Source organism: Kluyvera sichuanensis, from assembly GCF_014218705.1.
GTDB lineage: Bacteria > Pseudomonadota > Gammaproteobacteria > Enterobacterales > Enterobacteriaceae > Kluyvera > Kluyvera sichuanensis.
Genome location: NZ_JABBJF010000045.1, coordinates 15,502 through 28,371, shown reverse-complemented (window position 1 = coordinate 28,371; position 12,870 = coordinate 15,502). Strand labels below are relative to the sequence as shown.

Annotated in this window: 16 protein-coding genes; 4 read left to right on the top strand and 12 right to left on the bottom strand. The window is 52.9% G+C overall.

Annotated features, from left to right (window positions below; all coding sequences use genetic code 11):
- The first annotated feature begins 109 nt into the window (after positions 1 to 109).
- From HII27_RS25525 to HII27_RS25515, 3 genes are read left to right on the top strand one after another with little or no spacing between them, the layout of a single operon-like run.
- Entirely contained in the window at positions 110 to 412 is a 303-nt protein-coding gene (locus HII27_RS25525) for an ASCH domain-containing protein (RefSeq protein ID WP_185670094.1), read from the top strand.
- On the top strand, positions 402 to 917 hold the full coding sequence (locus HII27_RS25520) for a hypothetical protein (protein WP_185670093.1): 516 nt from the start codon (positions 402 to 404) through the stop codon (positions 915 to 917). The genes HII27_RS25525 and HII27_RS25520 overlap by 11 nt, the downstream gene beginning before the upstream one ends.
- Position 918: 1 nt before the next feature.
- Positions 919 to 1,503 carry a 3'-5' exonuclease gene (locus HII27_RS25515; protein WP_185670092.1) on the top strand — a complete coding sequence of 195 codons (585 nt, stop codon included), beginning with the start codon at positions 919 to 921 and terminating at the stop codon, positions 1,501 to 1,503.
- A 233-nt stretch (positions 1,504 to 1,736) separates the two neighbouring features.
- Here the strand turns inward: HII27_RS25515 and HII27_RS25510 are convergent, their stop codons facing one another.
- Together HII27_RS25510 and HII27_RS25505 are read right to left on the bottom strand one after the other, a co-directional pair.
- Positions 1,737 to 2,117 (bottom strand): hypothetical protein, encoded by a 381-nt coding sequence (locus tag HII27_RS25510; protein WP_185670091.1) that lies wholly within the window; start codon positions 2,115 to 2,117, stop codon positions 1,737 to 1,739.
- A 102-nt stretch (positions 2,118 to 2,219) separates the two neighbouring features.
- Positions 2,220 to 3,617 (bottom strand): tyrosine-type recombinase/integrase, encoded by a 1,398-nt coding sequence (locus tag HII27_RS25505; RefSeq protein WP_185670090.1) that lies wholly within the window; start codon positions 3,615 to 3,617, stop codon positions 2,220 to 2,222.
- 214 nt (positions 3,618 to 3,831) lie between these two features.
- Here HII27_RS25505 and HII27_RS25500 point away from each other — a divergent pair, with 214 nt between their 5' ends.
- Positions 3,832 to 4,092, top strand: coding sequence for a YfhL family 4Fe-4S dicluster ferredoxin (locus HII27_RS25500; RefSeq protein WP_185670089.1), 261 nt, complete (start codon positions 3,832 to 3,834; stop codon positions 4,090 to 4,092).
- Here HII27_RS25500 and acpS read toward each other — a convergent pair.
- The 10 genes from acpS to rseA all read right to left on the bottom strand — a co-directional run bounded on the left by acpS (position 4,089) and on the right by rseA (position 12,861).
- A complete protein-coding gene (gene acpS / locus HII27_RS25495; RefSeq protein WP_185670088.1) occupies positions 4,089 to 4,469 on the bottom strand; it encodes a holo-ACP synthase in 381 nt (126 codons plus the stop codon). The genes HII27_RS25500 and acpS overlap by 4 nt on opposite strands.
- On the bottom strand, positions 4,469 to 5,200 hold the full coding sequence (gene pdxJ / locus HII27_RS25490) for a pyridoxine 5'-phosphate synthase (RefSeq protein WP_185670087.1): 732 nt from the start codon (positions 5,198 to 5,200) through the stop codon (positions 4,469 to 4,471). Before pdxJ ends, acpS begins: the two co-directional genes overlap by 1 nt.
- Positions 5,201 to 5,297: 97 nt before the next feature.
- Positions 5,298 to 6,005: a DNA repair protein RecO gene (gene recO, locus HII27_RS25485; RefSeq protein ID WP_185670086.1), complete on the bottom strand. Its 708-nt coding sequence runs from the start codon at positions 6,003 to 6,005 to the stop codon at positions 5,298 to 5,300.
- Between the two features lie 12 nt (positions 6,006 to 6,017).
- Complete coding sequence (gene era, locus HII27_RS25480) at positions 6,018 to 6,923, bottom strand: GTPase Era (protein WP_185670085.1); 906 nt, start codon at positions 6,921 to 6,923, stop codon at positions 6,018 to 6,020.
- A complete protein-coding gene (gene rnc, locus HII27_RS25475; protein WP_015963393.1) occupies positions 6,920 to 7,600 on the bottom strand; it encodes a ribonuclease III in 681 nt (226 codons plus the stop codon). The genes era and rnc overlap by 4 nt, the downstream gene beginning before the upstream one ends.
- Positions 7,601 to 7,820: 220 nt before the next feature.
- Positions 7,821 to 8,795 (bottom strand): signal peptidase I, encoded by a 975-nt coding sequence (gene lepB, locus HII27_RS25470; RefSeq protein ID WP_185670084.1) that lies wholly within the window; start codon positions 8,793 to 8,795, stop codon positions 7,821 to 7,823.
- A 16-nt stretch (positions 8,796 to 8,811) separates the two neighbouring features.
- Positions 8,812 to 10,611, bottom strand: a complete 1,800-nt coding sequence (gene lepA, locus HII27_RS25465) for a translation elongation factor 4 (RefSeq protein WP_185670083.1) — start codon at positions 10,609 to 10,611, stop codon at positions 8,812 to 8,814.
- Positions 10,612 to 10,784: 173 nt separating this feature from the next.
- Positions 10,785 to 11,261, bottom strand: coding sequence for a SoxR-reducing system protein RseC (gene rseC, locus HII27_RS25460; protein WP_185670082.1), 477 nt, complete (start codon positions 11,259 to 11,261; stop codon positions 10,785 to 10,787).
- On the bottom strand, positions 11,258 to 12,211 hold the full coding sequence (gene rseB, locus HII27_RS25455) for a sigma-E factor regulatory protein RseB (RefSeq protein WP_185670081.1): 954 nt from the start codon (positions 12,209 to 12,211) through the stop codon (positions 11,258 to 11,260). The genes rseC and rseB overlap by 4 nt, the downstream gene beginning before the upstream one ends.
- A complete protein-coding gene (gene rseA / locus HII27_RS25450; protein WP_185670080.1) occupies positions 12,211 to 12,861 on the bottom strand; it encodes an anti-sigma-E factor RseA in 651 nt (216 codons plus the stop codon). Before rseA ends, rseB begins: the two co-directional genes overlap by 1 nt.
- Positions 12,862 to 12,870: the final 9 nt, after the last annotated feature.

Genomic DNA, 12,870 nt, shown 5'->3' with positions numbered 1-12,870 from the left:
GTGGGCATGCGGTAATGGTGCCATATGCCGCAGGACACTGGTTTAACAAGACGGCGATTTTGGAAATGCTCGCCGCCGCTGGCATCCAGGTTATCGAAAGAGAAGGACAATGAATCTCCAGCTTGCAGTTAAAGGTGAGTATTTCGACGCAATGAAGCGCGGCGAGAAAACTGAAGAATACCGACTGTATAACGAGTATTGGCGTAATCGCCTCATAACCGAGGCATGGAAGGATTTCCCGCGCCAGTATGACCGTCTGATTATCACCAAAGGCTATCCGCGCAAAGACGATACCAGCCGCCGTCTTGATGTGAAGTATAGCGGCTATGAAATCAAAACAATTACACATCCTCACTTTGGCGATAAGCCGGTGAAGGTGTTTGCTATCAAGGTGGTGTTAAATGACCAATAACCAGTTAACTGAGGGCTTCCTGCAAGATATGTACGCCGTGGCAGTATCATGTGAGACCGCAGAGCGTAACGGGGCATATATGGCAGCATTCGATCTTCTATGCAAAATGGACGAGGCGGGAGGAACGGCGCACGTAGTGCGTAAACTTATCGACATGCTCCGCGAAGGACGTCGAGAACACAGGAAGGTAAAGGTCGAGCCTGTTTACCAGATTATGTACGGGACCGAGTGGCGCGATGTTAATCGTAGTCAGTACGACGACCATGTGGAACACGACTCTCCCGTACGCATCCTCTATACATCACCACCAGCACTGATTGTGCCGGAGGATATACCCGACAGCGTTTACGAAATTCTCTGCCAGGCTTGCGGTGGAAAAGCCTGGATGTATGAGGAGGCTCTCTGGAACGCCTGCCGTACTTCAATGCTCAATGCAGAAAAACTTAATAGCGGCGTTAGAAAAACTAAAACAGCTACAACAGCACCAGAACAGGAGAATATTTAACGTGAACCATTTAATGATCGACCTTGAAACTATGGGCACAAAACCAAATGCGCCCATTGTCTCCATCGGTGCTGTTTTCTTTGATCCCTCTCTCGGTGAGCTGGGGAAAGAGTTCTACCAGGTTGTCACCCTTAAAAGTTCAGTAGATGGCGGCGCGGTTCCCGACCCAGAAACGATTATGTGGTGGATGCAGCAAAGCGAAGAGGCCAGGCTGGCTATCTGCGATAAAGAATCCGCAGCAAGCATAGCTACGGCACTAAGCAGCCTAAGTTGCTTTATTCGTGACAATGCCAATCCTGACAAAGTCCAGGTATGGGGCAACGGAGCAACGTTTGATAACGTCATTCTTCGAGCCAGCTATGAGCGTGAATGGATACCTTGCCCATGGCCATTCTGGAATGATCGTGATGTCAGAACTATCGTCGAACTGGGAAGGCAAGTAGGAATTAACCCGCGCCGGGACATTCCGTTTGAAGGGGATAAGCATAATGCCCTAGCTGATGCCAAACACCAGGCTAAGTATGTTTCAGCCATCTGGCAGCGGATTATTTTAACCCCTAAAAACAGCGAGGCAGGACATGACTGAACAACCTGATGATCTCCTCACTCCAGACGAGGTTTGCCAGAAGCTGGGGATAACGCAAAAAACATTATGTAAATGGAACGTAGAGCATCGCCACCGTTCTACATTAGCCCCGGTAAAGTTCAGCGCTAAAGTCGTTCGCTATGAACGCCGTAACGTAGAGGCTTTTATCCAGAAATGCCGGAGCCAATATTAATCTGGTATGGGGCGACTGTTCTACAATAAGCGCCCCTAATTTAACTTTTGTTGGATTTAGACGCTATTCTAACTCCACACATAAAATCACCAAGACCTGCACCAACACTGGTTCCATCAGCAACATAGTCACCTTTAAAAGAAAGGCTTCCATCCATGTTAAAAAATCTCATTTCCCCATATCCACTATCACAATCAACATCTTTAATAGTAGCTTTGTAATACTCCACTTTTTTATCTTTTGTTTGAACCATGAATAAAGCCGATGACTCACCCTTTTCGTTTTTAAATGTGCCTTTTTTTACTGAAAAACTTCCTGCATCTGTAGTGGCAATCTCAATCCAACTACTTGTTGTTTCAGCAAATGCTACATTCGCTACAATAAGAGTAAAAAAGCCTAGCAGTGCAATTTTTTTAGCCATAAACGACGTTCCATTTATTTAGGATTTTTCTTGAGTCTATATGCCTTTTAACAAACGTTCAACGTGACATCACATCCACTATTGAAGAACGTTAATCTCCCCTCACCCCCGTCGTCTAAGTAGCGCAACCTGCGCGAGTATGCTGCGCTCATGTGCCTCAAATGCTTCGCGCTTTAACGCAATCTCTTCCTGCAAAATCTCATCTGAAAAGTCGTAATGCTCCCCCATCGGGTCATCTGACTTGCTGGAGTGGTGAAGGCACAGAAGGCTTATTTCCCTTCTATCTGATCGGGAGTAGCCTCTTTCCTTCATCAAGGCAATGACATTGCTCTTAAGGAACTTGCGACACATCGTATTAAATGCCCCCTCTTTCCCTTTTATTGTCCCATCGTGTTTCATACCTTTGACCGCGCCTTCCGGGCTGTATGTTTTAACAAGTTTATCCAGAGACCGTTTTGAAAACGCCTGCATAGGGTCGCGCGGCTGCAAGAAAACATAGTCTTTATTGCACTCTTGAACTGAATCACGCCAAGCTTTCTGCTCGTCGATAATCCGCCTGATTTCTGGCGTTATCGGTAGACGGAAGGCCTTTTGTGTTTTCATCGCTCCCCTCATACCGATAACGCCTTCTGGATACACTATTTCGTTAGCATCCTCGTTAACGTAATCCCAGCGCAGGTTATTAATGTTTATTGGGCGAACGCCAGTAATGATCATAAATCGAACTGCATTCTTCTGATGAATAGAGGTGCAGGCAGCCACATTGAGCCAAAGCCGGGCGATTGATTCAATATCGGTAAACAGCCGTGTTGGGGTTGGTTTCTGCACACGAGATGAAACGTAATCATCTGGCAAGCTGGCAGCAATGTTACGGCCATTACAAAGTGTAGGTGCGCAAAATTTCCAGAACCGGCGAAGCTCAGCGAATAACTCTAGCGCGTTATTGTTAGAACGTGTTGCGATCCACTCATCCAGTATTTCCACCAGCCGGTTGTAAGTTACATCACTGAATACTTCACGCTCGCCAAATGTGGCTTTGATTCTGTCAATACGCACCCCATAAGTAGTAAAGCTATCCGGGCTCAACTTTTGCCTGGCAACTTTTGCTTTAAGATCGTCACGGTACATTTCCAAAGCAGCGTGGACGGATTCAGCACGTAGACCCCCTTCAGCGAGCTCGGATGCTTTCTCTCTTGCGATTTGAATTGCGAGTTCAGGCCACTCGCCAAGTTTCTTACCTTTCAGTCCCATCTTTTTGGGAAATTCGGCATAAAATGTAACTTTGCCTGCTTTACTAAAATCAATACGGAGATAGTTTTCTTTTTCGTACTTAGAGCGGCGAGCCACGCCGGAGGCTGAGAGGATAGTTTTGGCGGCAGCAACACAGATTTTCATGTGTGCGCTGGTATAGGGAGGTTTACAGGCGTCCCACTTTTCAGATGCGACTAAAACATCGTCATTATTGGGGCTATCCGGTTTATGTGTTACAGTGCGCGGCATTCTCAATCCTTATCCACAAAGGCACAGAAAGCAAGCTCACACATGCACACGTTTTATTATGCTCCACGCGCCATGTGTTGCTGTTTTGTGTTACTGGGCTGAGTTTATCAGGGTTAAATACACTGTATCAACATACAGTAAGTAAATAATAGAGAATGATACGAAAACTCTTTAACTTACTGATTTCAAAATGATTTAACGGTAATTCATTGAAATGTCATTAATAATTACTAAACGCTGTATCAATTGCGATATGTGCGAGCCGGAATGCCCGAACGAGGCGATTTCGATGGGTGATAGCATCTACGAGATCAACAGCGATCGCTGCACCGAGTGCATTGGCCATTACGACACGCCAACCTGTCAGAAAGTGTGCCCGATCCCGAATACCATTCTTAAGGATCCGGCACATTCAGAGAGCGAAGAGCAGCTGTGGGATAAATTCGTCCAGATGCATCACGCGGACAAAATCTAGCTTTCGATAATCACCGTTGCACAGGCGTAGTGGCGTTCATCGGCGAGCGTCACATGCATATGCGCCACGCCCATTCGTTCCGCTAACCGCTGCGCTTCACCCCAGAGTCTCAGCTTCGGTTTACCCAACTCATCGTTGTAGACTTCGAACTGGTTGAACGCCAGGCCGTTGCGAATGCCGGTGCCTAACGCTTTTGAAGCGGCCTCTTTCACCGCAAAGCGCTTGGCCAGAAAACGCACCGGCTGCTGGTGCGTCTCCCAGATAGCCCATTCATTGTCGCTGAGCACGCGTCGCGCGAGACGATCGCCGCTACGGGCGATCACCCCTTCAATGCGGGCGATCTCGACGATGTCGGTCCCAAGCCCCAGAATCGCCATTACCCGCGCGCTTCCAGCATCAGACGTTTCATCTCGGCCACCGCCTCTTTCAGGCCGGTCATTACCGCGCGGCCAATAATCGCGTGGCCAATATTCAGCTCATGCATTTCCGGCAGCGCCGCAATAGCTTTGACGTTGTGGTAGGTCAGACCGTGACCGGCATTCACCTTCAGCCCCAGGCTGGCGGCATAGGTTGCCGCTTTCGCGATGCGCTCAAGCTCTTTCGCCTGTTCAGCATCGGTAGTGGCATCAGCATAGCAGCCGGTGTGGATTTCGATATACGGCGCGCCAACGTCGGCCGCGGCCTTAATCTGCGCGTTATCCGCATCAATAAACAGCGACACCAGGATGCCCACATCGGCCAGACGCTTGCAGGCATCACGCATTTTGTCGAGCTGACCGGCGACGTCCAGACCGCCTTCAGTGGTCACTTCCTGGCGCTTTTCCGGTACCAGGCAGCAGAAATGCGGCTTGGTTTCGCAGGCGATGGTCAGCATCTCTTCGGTGACGGCCATCTCCAGGTTCATGCGGGTGTCCAGCGTCTGACGCAGAATGCGCACGTCGCGGTCGGTGATGTGGCGACGGTCTTCGCGTAAATGCACGGTGATGCCATCTGCACCGGCCTGTTCGGCGATAAATGCCGCCTGAACCGGATCGGGGTAAGCGGTGCCGCGCGCGTTACGCAGGGTGGCAATGTGGTCAATATTGACGCCTAACAGTAATTCAGCCATGACAATCCTCGTGTCTTTATTTTAACTTTCGTTTCCCCTCACCCCGGCCCTCTCCCCTAAGTGGCGAGCGGGAAAAGCGGGATAAGTGCAATAGGAGTTACCGCTTTGGTACAAACTGGCGAAACAGCTCGCGGCTCTTTAACGGCTTGCCACCAAGATACGGCTTCAGCGCCATGCGGGTAAAGCGTTTCGCGGCGCGCAGCGAATCCACATCAGGAAATTCCCGGTTTGCCAGCGCTTTCAGGTGGTGCCCAGTAAAGGTGTTGTTATCAATCACGACGCTTGCGATAAACCCTTTCTCTTCACGGTAGCGATAGGTCATGGTGTCATCGACCTCATCGCCGCTACCCGCGCAGTGGAGAAAATCCACGCCGTAGCCAAGATGCCCCAGCAGCGCCAGCTCAAAGCGACGCAGCGCAGGCTCAGGGGAGCCCGTGGCACCGGCCAGCGCCTGAATGCAGTGCAGGTAATCGAAGAACAGTTCAGAGAAGCGGGTTTCGTGCTCGAGTACGCGAGAGAGCAACTCGTTAACGTACAGGCCGCTATAGAGCGTAATACCGCTTAAAGGGAGTGCCAGCGAGACGGCTTCCGCGCTGCGCAGCGTTTTGACTTCGCCACGCCCGCCAAAGCGAACTAATAAAGGGGTAAAGGGCTGAAGCGCACCTTTGAGGTTGGAGCGTTTGGAACGTGCGCCTTTAGCAACAAGGCGCACGCGACCCGACTCTTCCGTGAAGACGTCCAGTATTAAACTGGTTTCGCTCCAGGGACGACTATGCAGGACGAAAGCGCGCTGCCAGCCTTCCATCGGGGGTTATTCTCAGAGATCGTCGGTATAACCGAGACTACGCAGTGCGCGCTCGTCATCGGCCCAGCCAGATTTCACTTTCACCCACAGTTCCAGGTGAACAGGCGCCTCGAACATCTCCTGCATATCTTTACGGGCTTCAATACCGATGGTTTTAATCTTGGAACCTTTGTTACCAATCACCATCTTCTTCTGCCCTTCACGCTCAACCAGAATCAGACCGTTGACGTCATAACCGCCGCGTTCGTTAGAGACGAAGCGTTCGATTTCAACGGTGACCGAGTACGGCAGCTCTGCGCCCAGGAAACGCATCAGTTTTTCACGGATGATTTCAGAGGCCATAAAGCGCTGTGAACGGTCGGTGATGTAATCTTCCGGGAAGTGGTGAATCGCCTCAGGCAGGTGCTTACGCACGATGCTCGCGATGGTATCCACGTTCAGACCGGTCTCTGCAGACATCGGTACGATATCGAGGAAGTCCATCTGGCTGCCGAGGAACTGCAGGTGTGGCAGCAGATCCGCCTTTTCCTGAACGTTATCCACTTTGTTCACGGCCAGAATCACCGGCGCTTTACCGCCGCGCAGTTTGTTCAGCACCATCTCGTCGTCAGGCGTCCAGCGGGTGCCTTCAACCACGAAAATGATCAGCTCAACGTCACCGATGGAACTGCTCGCCGCTTTGTTCATCAGGCGGTTGATTGCACGCTTCTCTTCCATGTGCAGACCCGGGGTATCAACGTAGATAGCCTGGTACGCGCCTTCGGTATGAATACCGACGATACGGTGACGCGTAGTCTGCGCTTTACGGGAAGTGATGGAGATCTTCTGCCCCAGCAGTTCGTTCAGCAGCGTGGATTTGCCGACGTTCGGACGACCGACGATGGCAACAAATCCGCAGTAAGTTTTATCGATGCTCATTCCAGCTCCAGCTTTTTCAACGCCTGTTCGGCGGCAGCCTGTTCCGCCTTGCGACGACTGGAACCTGTGCCGACCACCGGTTCACTCAGGCCGCTAACCTGGCAGTGGATAGTAAATTCTTGATCGTGTGCTTCACCGCGCACCTGAACCACCAGATAAGACGGCAGCGGCAGGTGACGACCCTGCAGATATTCCTGCAGGCGCGTTTTCGGATCTTTTTGCTTATCGCCTGGGCTGATTTCATCCAGACGCGTCTGGTACCAGGAGAGGATCAGCTTCTCAACGTTCTGAATATCGCTGTCGAGGAACACCCCGCCAATCAGCGCTTCAACCGTATCCGCGAGAATAGATTCCCGACGGAAGCCGCCGCTCTTCAGTTCACCCGGCCCTAAGCGCAGGCATTCACCCAGCTCAAATTCACGGGCGATTTCCGCCAGCGTATTGCCGCGAACCAGCGTCGCACGCATACGGCTCATATCGCCTTCATCCACGCGTGGGAAGCGGTGATAGAGCGCATTCGCGATCACATAGCTTAAAATTGAATCGCCCAGAAATTCTAAGCGCTCGTTGTGCTTGCTGCTGGCACTGCGGTGCGTTAATGCCTGTTGCAACAGTTCCTGATGAACAAAAGTGTAGCCCAGCTTCCGTTGAAGCCGATTAATTACGATGGGGTTCATGCGATACCAAATAAATAAATGCGTCAAAAATGCAGCACACGAAACAGACCTGAAGGAAACCAATGCGGTTTCGTGTGCCGTGTCCCAGATAAGAGACATCCGAAACTTCGGGGGGATATTCTATACGCAACGACAAGGGATGTCGTTAGTTTGAATGGATTAAAACACGAAATAATTCACGTGGCGGCTATTCAGCCGCCACGTGAAGTCAGACTAAGAATTAATGGATCCCACCGATGCGGCTTAAGCGCACGCCGGTTGGCCATTGACCCTCTTGTTTTTCGAAGCTCATCCAGATAGCGGTAGCTTTACCGACCAGGTTCGCTTCCGGCACAAAGCCCCAGTAACGGCTGTCCGCGCTGTTGTCGCGGTTGTCACCCATCATGAAGTAGTGGCCCGGTGGGACGATCCAGGTTGCCAGCGGCAAACCTGACTGGTGGTAATACATGCCGACCTGATCCTGCGCGATGGGTACGGTCAGGATACGGTGATTAACATCACCCAGCGTCTCCTGGCGCTGCGTCAGGCGTACGCCGTCGGCTTTGCTTTCACCCTGCGGCATCTCAAAGAAACCACTGGTCGCTTCACCGCCGTTGCTGCGGGAGAAGGTCTGGACGAAATCGCTCGGTTCAACGTTGGAGTAAGTGACCGGCAGCGCGCTACCGCACGCCTGACCAGAGCTGCATCCTGGCTGAATGGTCACCTGTTTGGCAATCGGATCGTAAGTGACTTTATCCCCTGGCAGACCCACGGCACGCTTGATGTAATCAAGACGCGGGTCTTCCGGGTATTTAAACACCACAATGTCGCCACGTTTCGGATGGCCGGTTTCAATTAACGTTTTCTGGTAAATCGGATCTTTAATCCCGTAGGCGAATTTTTCCACCAGGATAAAGTCGCCGATCAGCAGCGTTGGCATCATCGAACCAGACGGGATCTGGAACGGTTCATAGATAAATGAACGTACGATCAGCACGATGGCGAGCACCGGGAAGACCGACGCGCCGGTTTCCAGCCAGCCCGGTTTCGGGCCCACTTTCTTCAGCGTCTTTTTATCCAGCGCTTCGCCGGTGGCAACCTGCGCTGCCGCCTGGCGTTCCCGCCGCTTGGGCGCGAAGATAAACTTATCAACGCACCACAACAGGCCCGTGACCAGTGTGGCAATCACCAGAATCAGGGCAAACATGTTCGCCATGCCAACTCCTTAGAGATTATTTGTTGTCTTTACCGACATGCAGAATGGCGAGGAAGGCTTCCTGCGGCAGCTCGACGTTACCGATCTGCTTCATTCGCTTTTTACCCTCTTTCTGTTTTTGCAGCAGCTTTTTCTTACGGCTGATATCGCCGCCGTAGCATTTTGCCAGAACGTTTTTACGCAGCTGCTTGACGGTTGAACGCGCGATAATGTGCGTGCCAATAGCCGCCTGAATCGCGATATCAAACTGCTGACGAGGGATCAGATCTTTCATCTTCTCAACCAGTTCACGGCCACGGCTCTGCGAGTTATCGCGGTGCGTAATCAGCGCCAGAGCATCGACGCGTTCGTTGTTGATGAGGACATCAACGCGAACCATGTCAGAGGCCTGGAAACGTTTGAAGTTGTAGTCCAGCGACGCATAGCCGCGGGAGGTCGACTTCAGACGGTCGAAGAAGTCGAGCACCACTTCCGCCATCGGGATTTCATAGGTCAGTGCCACCTGGTTACCGTGGTAAACCATGTTGGTCTGTACGCCACGCTTCTCGATACACAGGGTGATCACGTTGCCGAGATAAGCCTGCGGCAGCAGCATGTGACATTCCGCGATTGGCTCACGCAGTTCGTAGATGTTGTTCAGCGGCGGCAGCTTGGACGGGCTATCAACGTAGATAGTCTCTTTTGCCGTGGTTTCCACTTCATACACTACGGTTGGCGCGGTGGTGATCAGATCCAGATCGTATTCACGTTCCAGACGCTCCTGAATGATCTCCATGTGCAGCAGGCCGAGGAAGCCGCAGCGGAAGCCGAAGCCCAGCGCCGTAGAGCTTTCTGGCTCATAGAACAGGGAAGCATCGTTCAGGCTCAGCTTGCCGAGCGCATCACGGAAGTTTTCGTAGTCATCAGAGCTTACCGGGAACAGACCCGCATAAACCTGAGGTTTTACCTTTTTAAAGCCTGGCAGCGGTTTGTCAGCCGGGTTACGGGACTGGGTCAGGGTATCGCCCACCGGTGCGCCGAGGATGTCTTTAATGGCGCAAACCAGCCAGCCTACCTCGCCGCATTTCAGCTCGGTACGGTCAACCTGTTTCGGCGTGAAGATGCCCAGACGGTCGGCGTTGTAGACCTGACCGGTACTCATCACCTTAATTTTGTCGCCCTTACGCATGGTGCCGTTTTTAATACGCACCAGCGAGACCACGCCCAGGTAGTTATCGAACCAGGAGTCGATAATCAGCGCCTGCAGCGGGCCTTCCGGATCGCCTTCCGGCGGCGGAATGTCGCGCACCAGACGTTCCAACACGTCGGTCACGCCCACGCCGGTTTTCGCCGAGCAGCGTACCGCGTCGGTGGCATCGATGCCGACGATATCTTCAATCTCTTCCGCTACGCGCTCTGGGTCTGCGGCTGGCAGGTCAATTTTATTCAGAACCGGCACCACTTCCAGATCCATTTCCATGGCGGTATAGCAGTTCGCCAGCGTCTGCGCTTCTACGCCCTGCCCGGCGTCAACCACCAGCAGTGCGCCTTCACAGGCCGCGAGAGAACGGGAAACTTCATAAGAAAAGTCGACGTGGCCTGGGGTGTCGATAAAGTTCAGCTGATAGGTTTCCCCGTTGGCTGATTTAAAGTCCAGCGTCACGCTCTGCGCTTTGATGGTAATACCACGTTCGCGTTCCAGATCCATTGAATCCAGAACCTGGGCTTCCATTTCGCGGTCGGAAAGGCCACCACAAATCTGAATAATGCGGTCAGACAGCGTCGATTTACCGTGGTCGATATGTGCAATGATGGAGAAGTTACGTATATTCTTCATATATTAAAATATTTATGCCTTACGGATACTTTGAGGCCGCGGTACGGAGCCTGACATTATTGTCGTTCGAAAACGCCGCATTCTACACTACAACCGCGTAACCAGGAAATGCTCTTCCCGCAAGCATAGCGCTTCCTGCGAGAAGCGTTCCAAAAATAATAAAGCCAGCGTAATCACTGGCTCATTTCGGTTGAGGATGCGGTGCGAATCAGGTCGGGCGGAAGCCCCACGCTGATGATGATGGGCTGCCAGGTTTCTTTCGCGGCGAGCCGAGGCGAGAGGCCTTTGGCAATCAAGAACCCGCCCACGCCGCCGAGCACTGCGCCGCACAGCGCCGCAATGTCGGTGCCGAACAGCACCTGAAACAGCGCCGCGACCACAAACAGCCCCAGCAGCGGTGACATGTAGACCAGCATCGCTGAGCCAAGCAGACTGCCTTCGGTGATCCCCAGTTCGACCTTTTGCCCGGCAACCAGTGGCTCAGCACTAGGCACGGAAATCGTGTGGGTCGTCTGCGGCCCCAGCTTGTTCAGCACGCGGCTACCACAGCCCGCACGTGATGCGCAGCTATTGCAGGAGGCTTTTACGTCGCAGCTAACCTGCGCAACGCCGTTATGCCAGGCGATAACGGTAGCCCACTCTTTAATCATTGCGCACCCTTGAATTGAATACCGTCAGCAACCCGCTTCGCCGTTGGCGGCGGAAGTTCACCAACAATCGTGATGTCGGCCTGGTTACGGATGGTCGTGGTGACCGTACGGCGACCGGTGCGCAGCATCTGCTCACTGCTGTTGGCCGTCGCGCGGCTGATGTTCACGGAGAAGCTAAACAGGCCGTCGGAATAGAGACGGGATTCAACCGGACTATCGACGCTTGGCAGCGTACGGCGGCTGCTAGAGACCTCTTTAAAGCCCTGCGGCAACCAGCTTGCTGACCAGTTAAAGGTAGCGCTGGTGCCCGTTGGCAAGGAGAGCTGCGGCGGCAGGTTGGCTTTCGCCAGCCCCTGCATGCTGGTGCTGACCTGGTCGCCCGTGGAGAACGAAACTACCCGGAATTGCTCGAGGGTCTCACCGTCACGGTCGAGGAGGTCTACGCGCATTGGCAGCTTGCTTTCAGAGTCCATCCACACGATATAGCTATAGCGCGTACCGTCACGCGCCACGACGCGAATCACATCGCACATGCGGTCGGCAATACGCGTACGGCCTACGGAGATAAAGTCATAGTAAGGCGCAAGGCGTTTGAAATCGGTATAAACCAGGGAAGGCAGCGAGTCGACGATGTAGTCGCCGTTCAGCGTGAAGGGATCGAGCCCCGGCTCAAAGTAGCTGATTTCACTGCCGCGCTGGACCACTTCGCGGCGTGGGCCGTCCATCTGCAGCAGTTCCGCCAGCGGTTGCCCGTTAAGGCGCACGTGACGATAGCGCAGTGATTCAACGCCTGATTTATTAATGCTGACGAACGACAGCTCGTAGTTGAGTGACTGGCTGGCCAGATTCATCTCCTGCAACAACGCCCCGGACGATACATCAGCCGAGGCGTTGGCGGTGAAGAACAGGCTACCAGCCACAAGGGACATGGCACACCAAAGTTGCTTCATTACTGCGATTGCGTTCCTAGAGTTTGATAGCCTGGCACTTGAACAGCCGCTTGCTGGGTTTGTGCCTGCTCAAACTGAAGCTGTTCTGAATGCAAGCGACGCTGCAATTCGTAGTCCTGCAGCATAGCGTTAATGCGACGGCGCTGTTCCTGAACCTGTTGCGGCCCGGTGCTGCCTGCCGACGCGTCCGAAGGAACCCCCAGGCTGACCGGACTGGCTTTACCCATCATCGGCAGCGTATTGAATACCGGTGATTCAGGTTGGGAGGATTCCGGTTGCCCATTATAGTGCTGAACGCCGACAATAACAGCAAGCGATACGCAAGCTGCCACGCCCATCTGGGTAAGCGAACTGGCCCATGGACGAACCTTGCTCCAGAATGGCATCTTCTGCCATTGATGCGGTGCTGGCTGGGCTTCAGGAATAAGCGGCGCTGTCTTAAGACGAACCGGCTCATTTTCGATGGCGGCCATTACGCGAGAGGAAATGTCGAAGTGAAGCACGTCACCCGTGTCGCCGCGAAGCGAATCGCGGATAAGGTGATAGCTTGACCAGGTTTCCTGTAACTCTGCCGAGCGCGTCAACTCTGTCAGCAGCTCGTTATCCAGCGTTTCACCATCCATTAAGGCGGAAAGTTGTTCTTTCTGCATGCCTAATAC

What these genes read in the sequence shown, in the direction of transcription:
- HII27_RS25520 (WP_185670093.1), top strand. Translation starts at nt 402, where the DNA reads ATGACCAATAACCAGTTAACTGAGGGCTTCCTGCAAGATATGTACGCC.
- pdxJ (WP_185670087.1), bottom strand. Translation starts at nt 5,200, where the DNA reads ATGGCTGAATTACTGTTAGGCGTCAATATTGACCACATTGCCACCCTG.
- rseA (WP_185670080.1), bottom strand. Translation starts at nt 12,861, where the DNA reads ATGCAGAAAGAACAACTTTCCGCCTTAATGGATGGTGAAACGCTGGAT.
- lepA (WP_185670083.1), bottom strand. Translation starts at nt 10,611, where the DNA reads ATGAAGAATATACGTAACTTCTCCATCATTGCACATATCGACCACGGT.
- HII27_RS25505 (WP_185670090.1), bottom strand. Translation starts at nt 3,617, where the DNA reads ATGCCGCGCACTGTAACACATAAACCGGATAGCCCCAATAATGACGAT.
- rseB (WP_185670081.1), bottom strand. Translation starts at nt 12,211, where the DNA reads ATGAAGCAACTTTGGTGTGCCATGTCCCTTGTGGCTGGTAGCCTGTTC.
- HII27_RS25525 (WP_185670094.1), top strand. Translation starts at nt 110, where the DNA reads ATGAATCTCCAGCTTGCAGTTAAAGGTGAGTATTTCGACGCAATGAAG.
- acpS (WP_185670088.1), bottom strand. Translation starts at nt 4,469, where the DNA reads ATGGCGATTCTGGGGCTTGGGACCGACATCGTCGAGATCGCCCGCATT.
- era (WP_185670085.1), bottom strand. Translation starts at nt 6,923, where the DNA reads ATGAGCATCGATAAAACTTACTGCGGATTTGTTGCCATCGTCGGTCGT.
- HII27_RS25510 (WP_185670091.1), bottom strand. Translation starts at nt 2,117, where the DNA reads ATGGCTAAAAAAATTGCACTGCTAGGCTTTTTTACTCTTATTGTAGCG.
- lepB (WP_185670084.1), bottom strand. Translation starts at nt 8,795, where the DNA reads ATGGCGAACATGTTTGCCCTGATTCTGGTGATTGCCACACTGGTCACG.
- HII27_RS25500 (WP_185670089.1), top strand. Translation starts at nt 3,832, where the DNA reads ATGTCATTAATAATTACTAAACGCTGTATCAATTGCGATATGTGCGAG.
- rnc (WP_015963393.1), bottom strand. Translation starts at nt 7,600, where the DNA reads ATGAACCCCATCGTAATTAATCGGCTTCAACGGAAGCTGGGCTACACT.
- recO (WP_185670086.1), bottom strand. Translation starts at nt 6,005, where the DNA reads ATGGAAGGCTGGCAGCGCGCTTTCGTCCTGCATAGTCGTCCCTGGAGC.
- rseC (WP_185670082.1), bottom strand. Translation starts at nt 11,261, where the DNA reads ATGATTAAAGAGTGGGCTACCGTTATCGCCTGGCATAACGGCGTTGCG.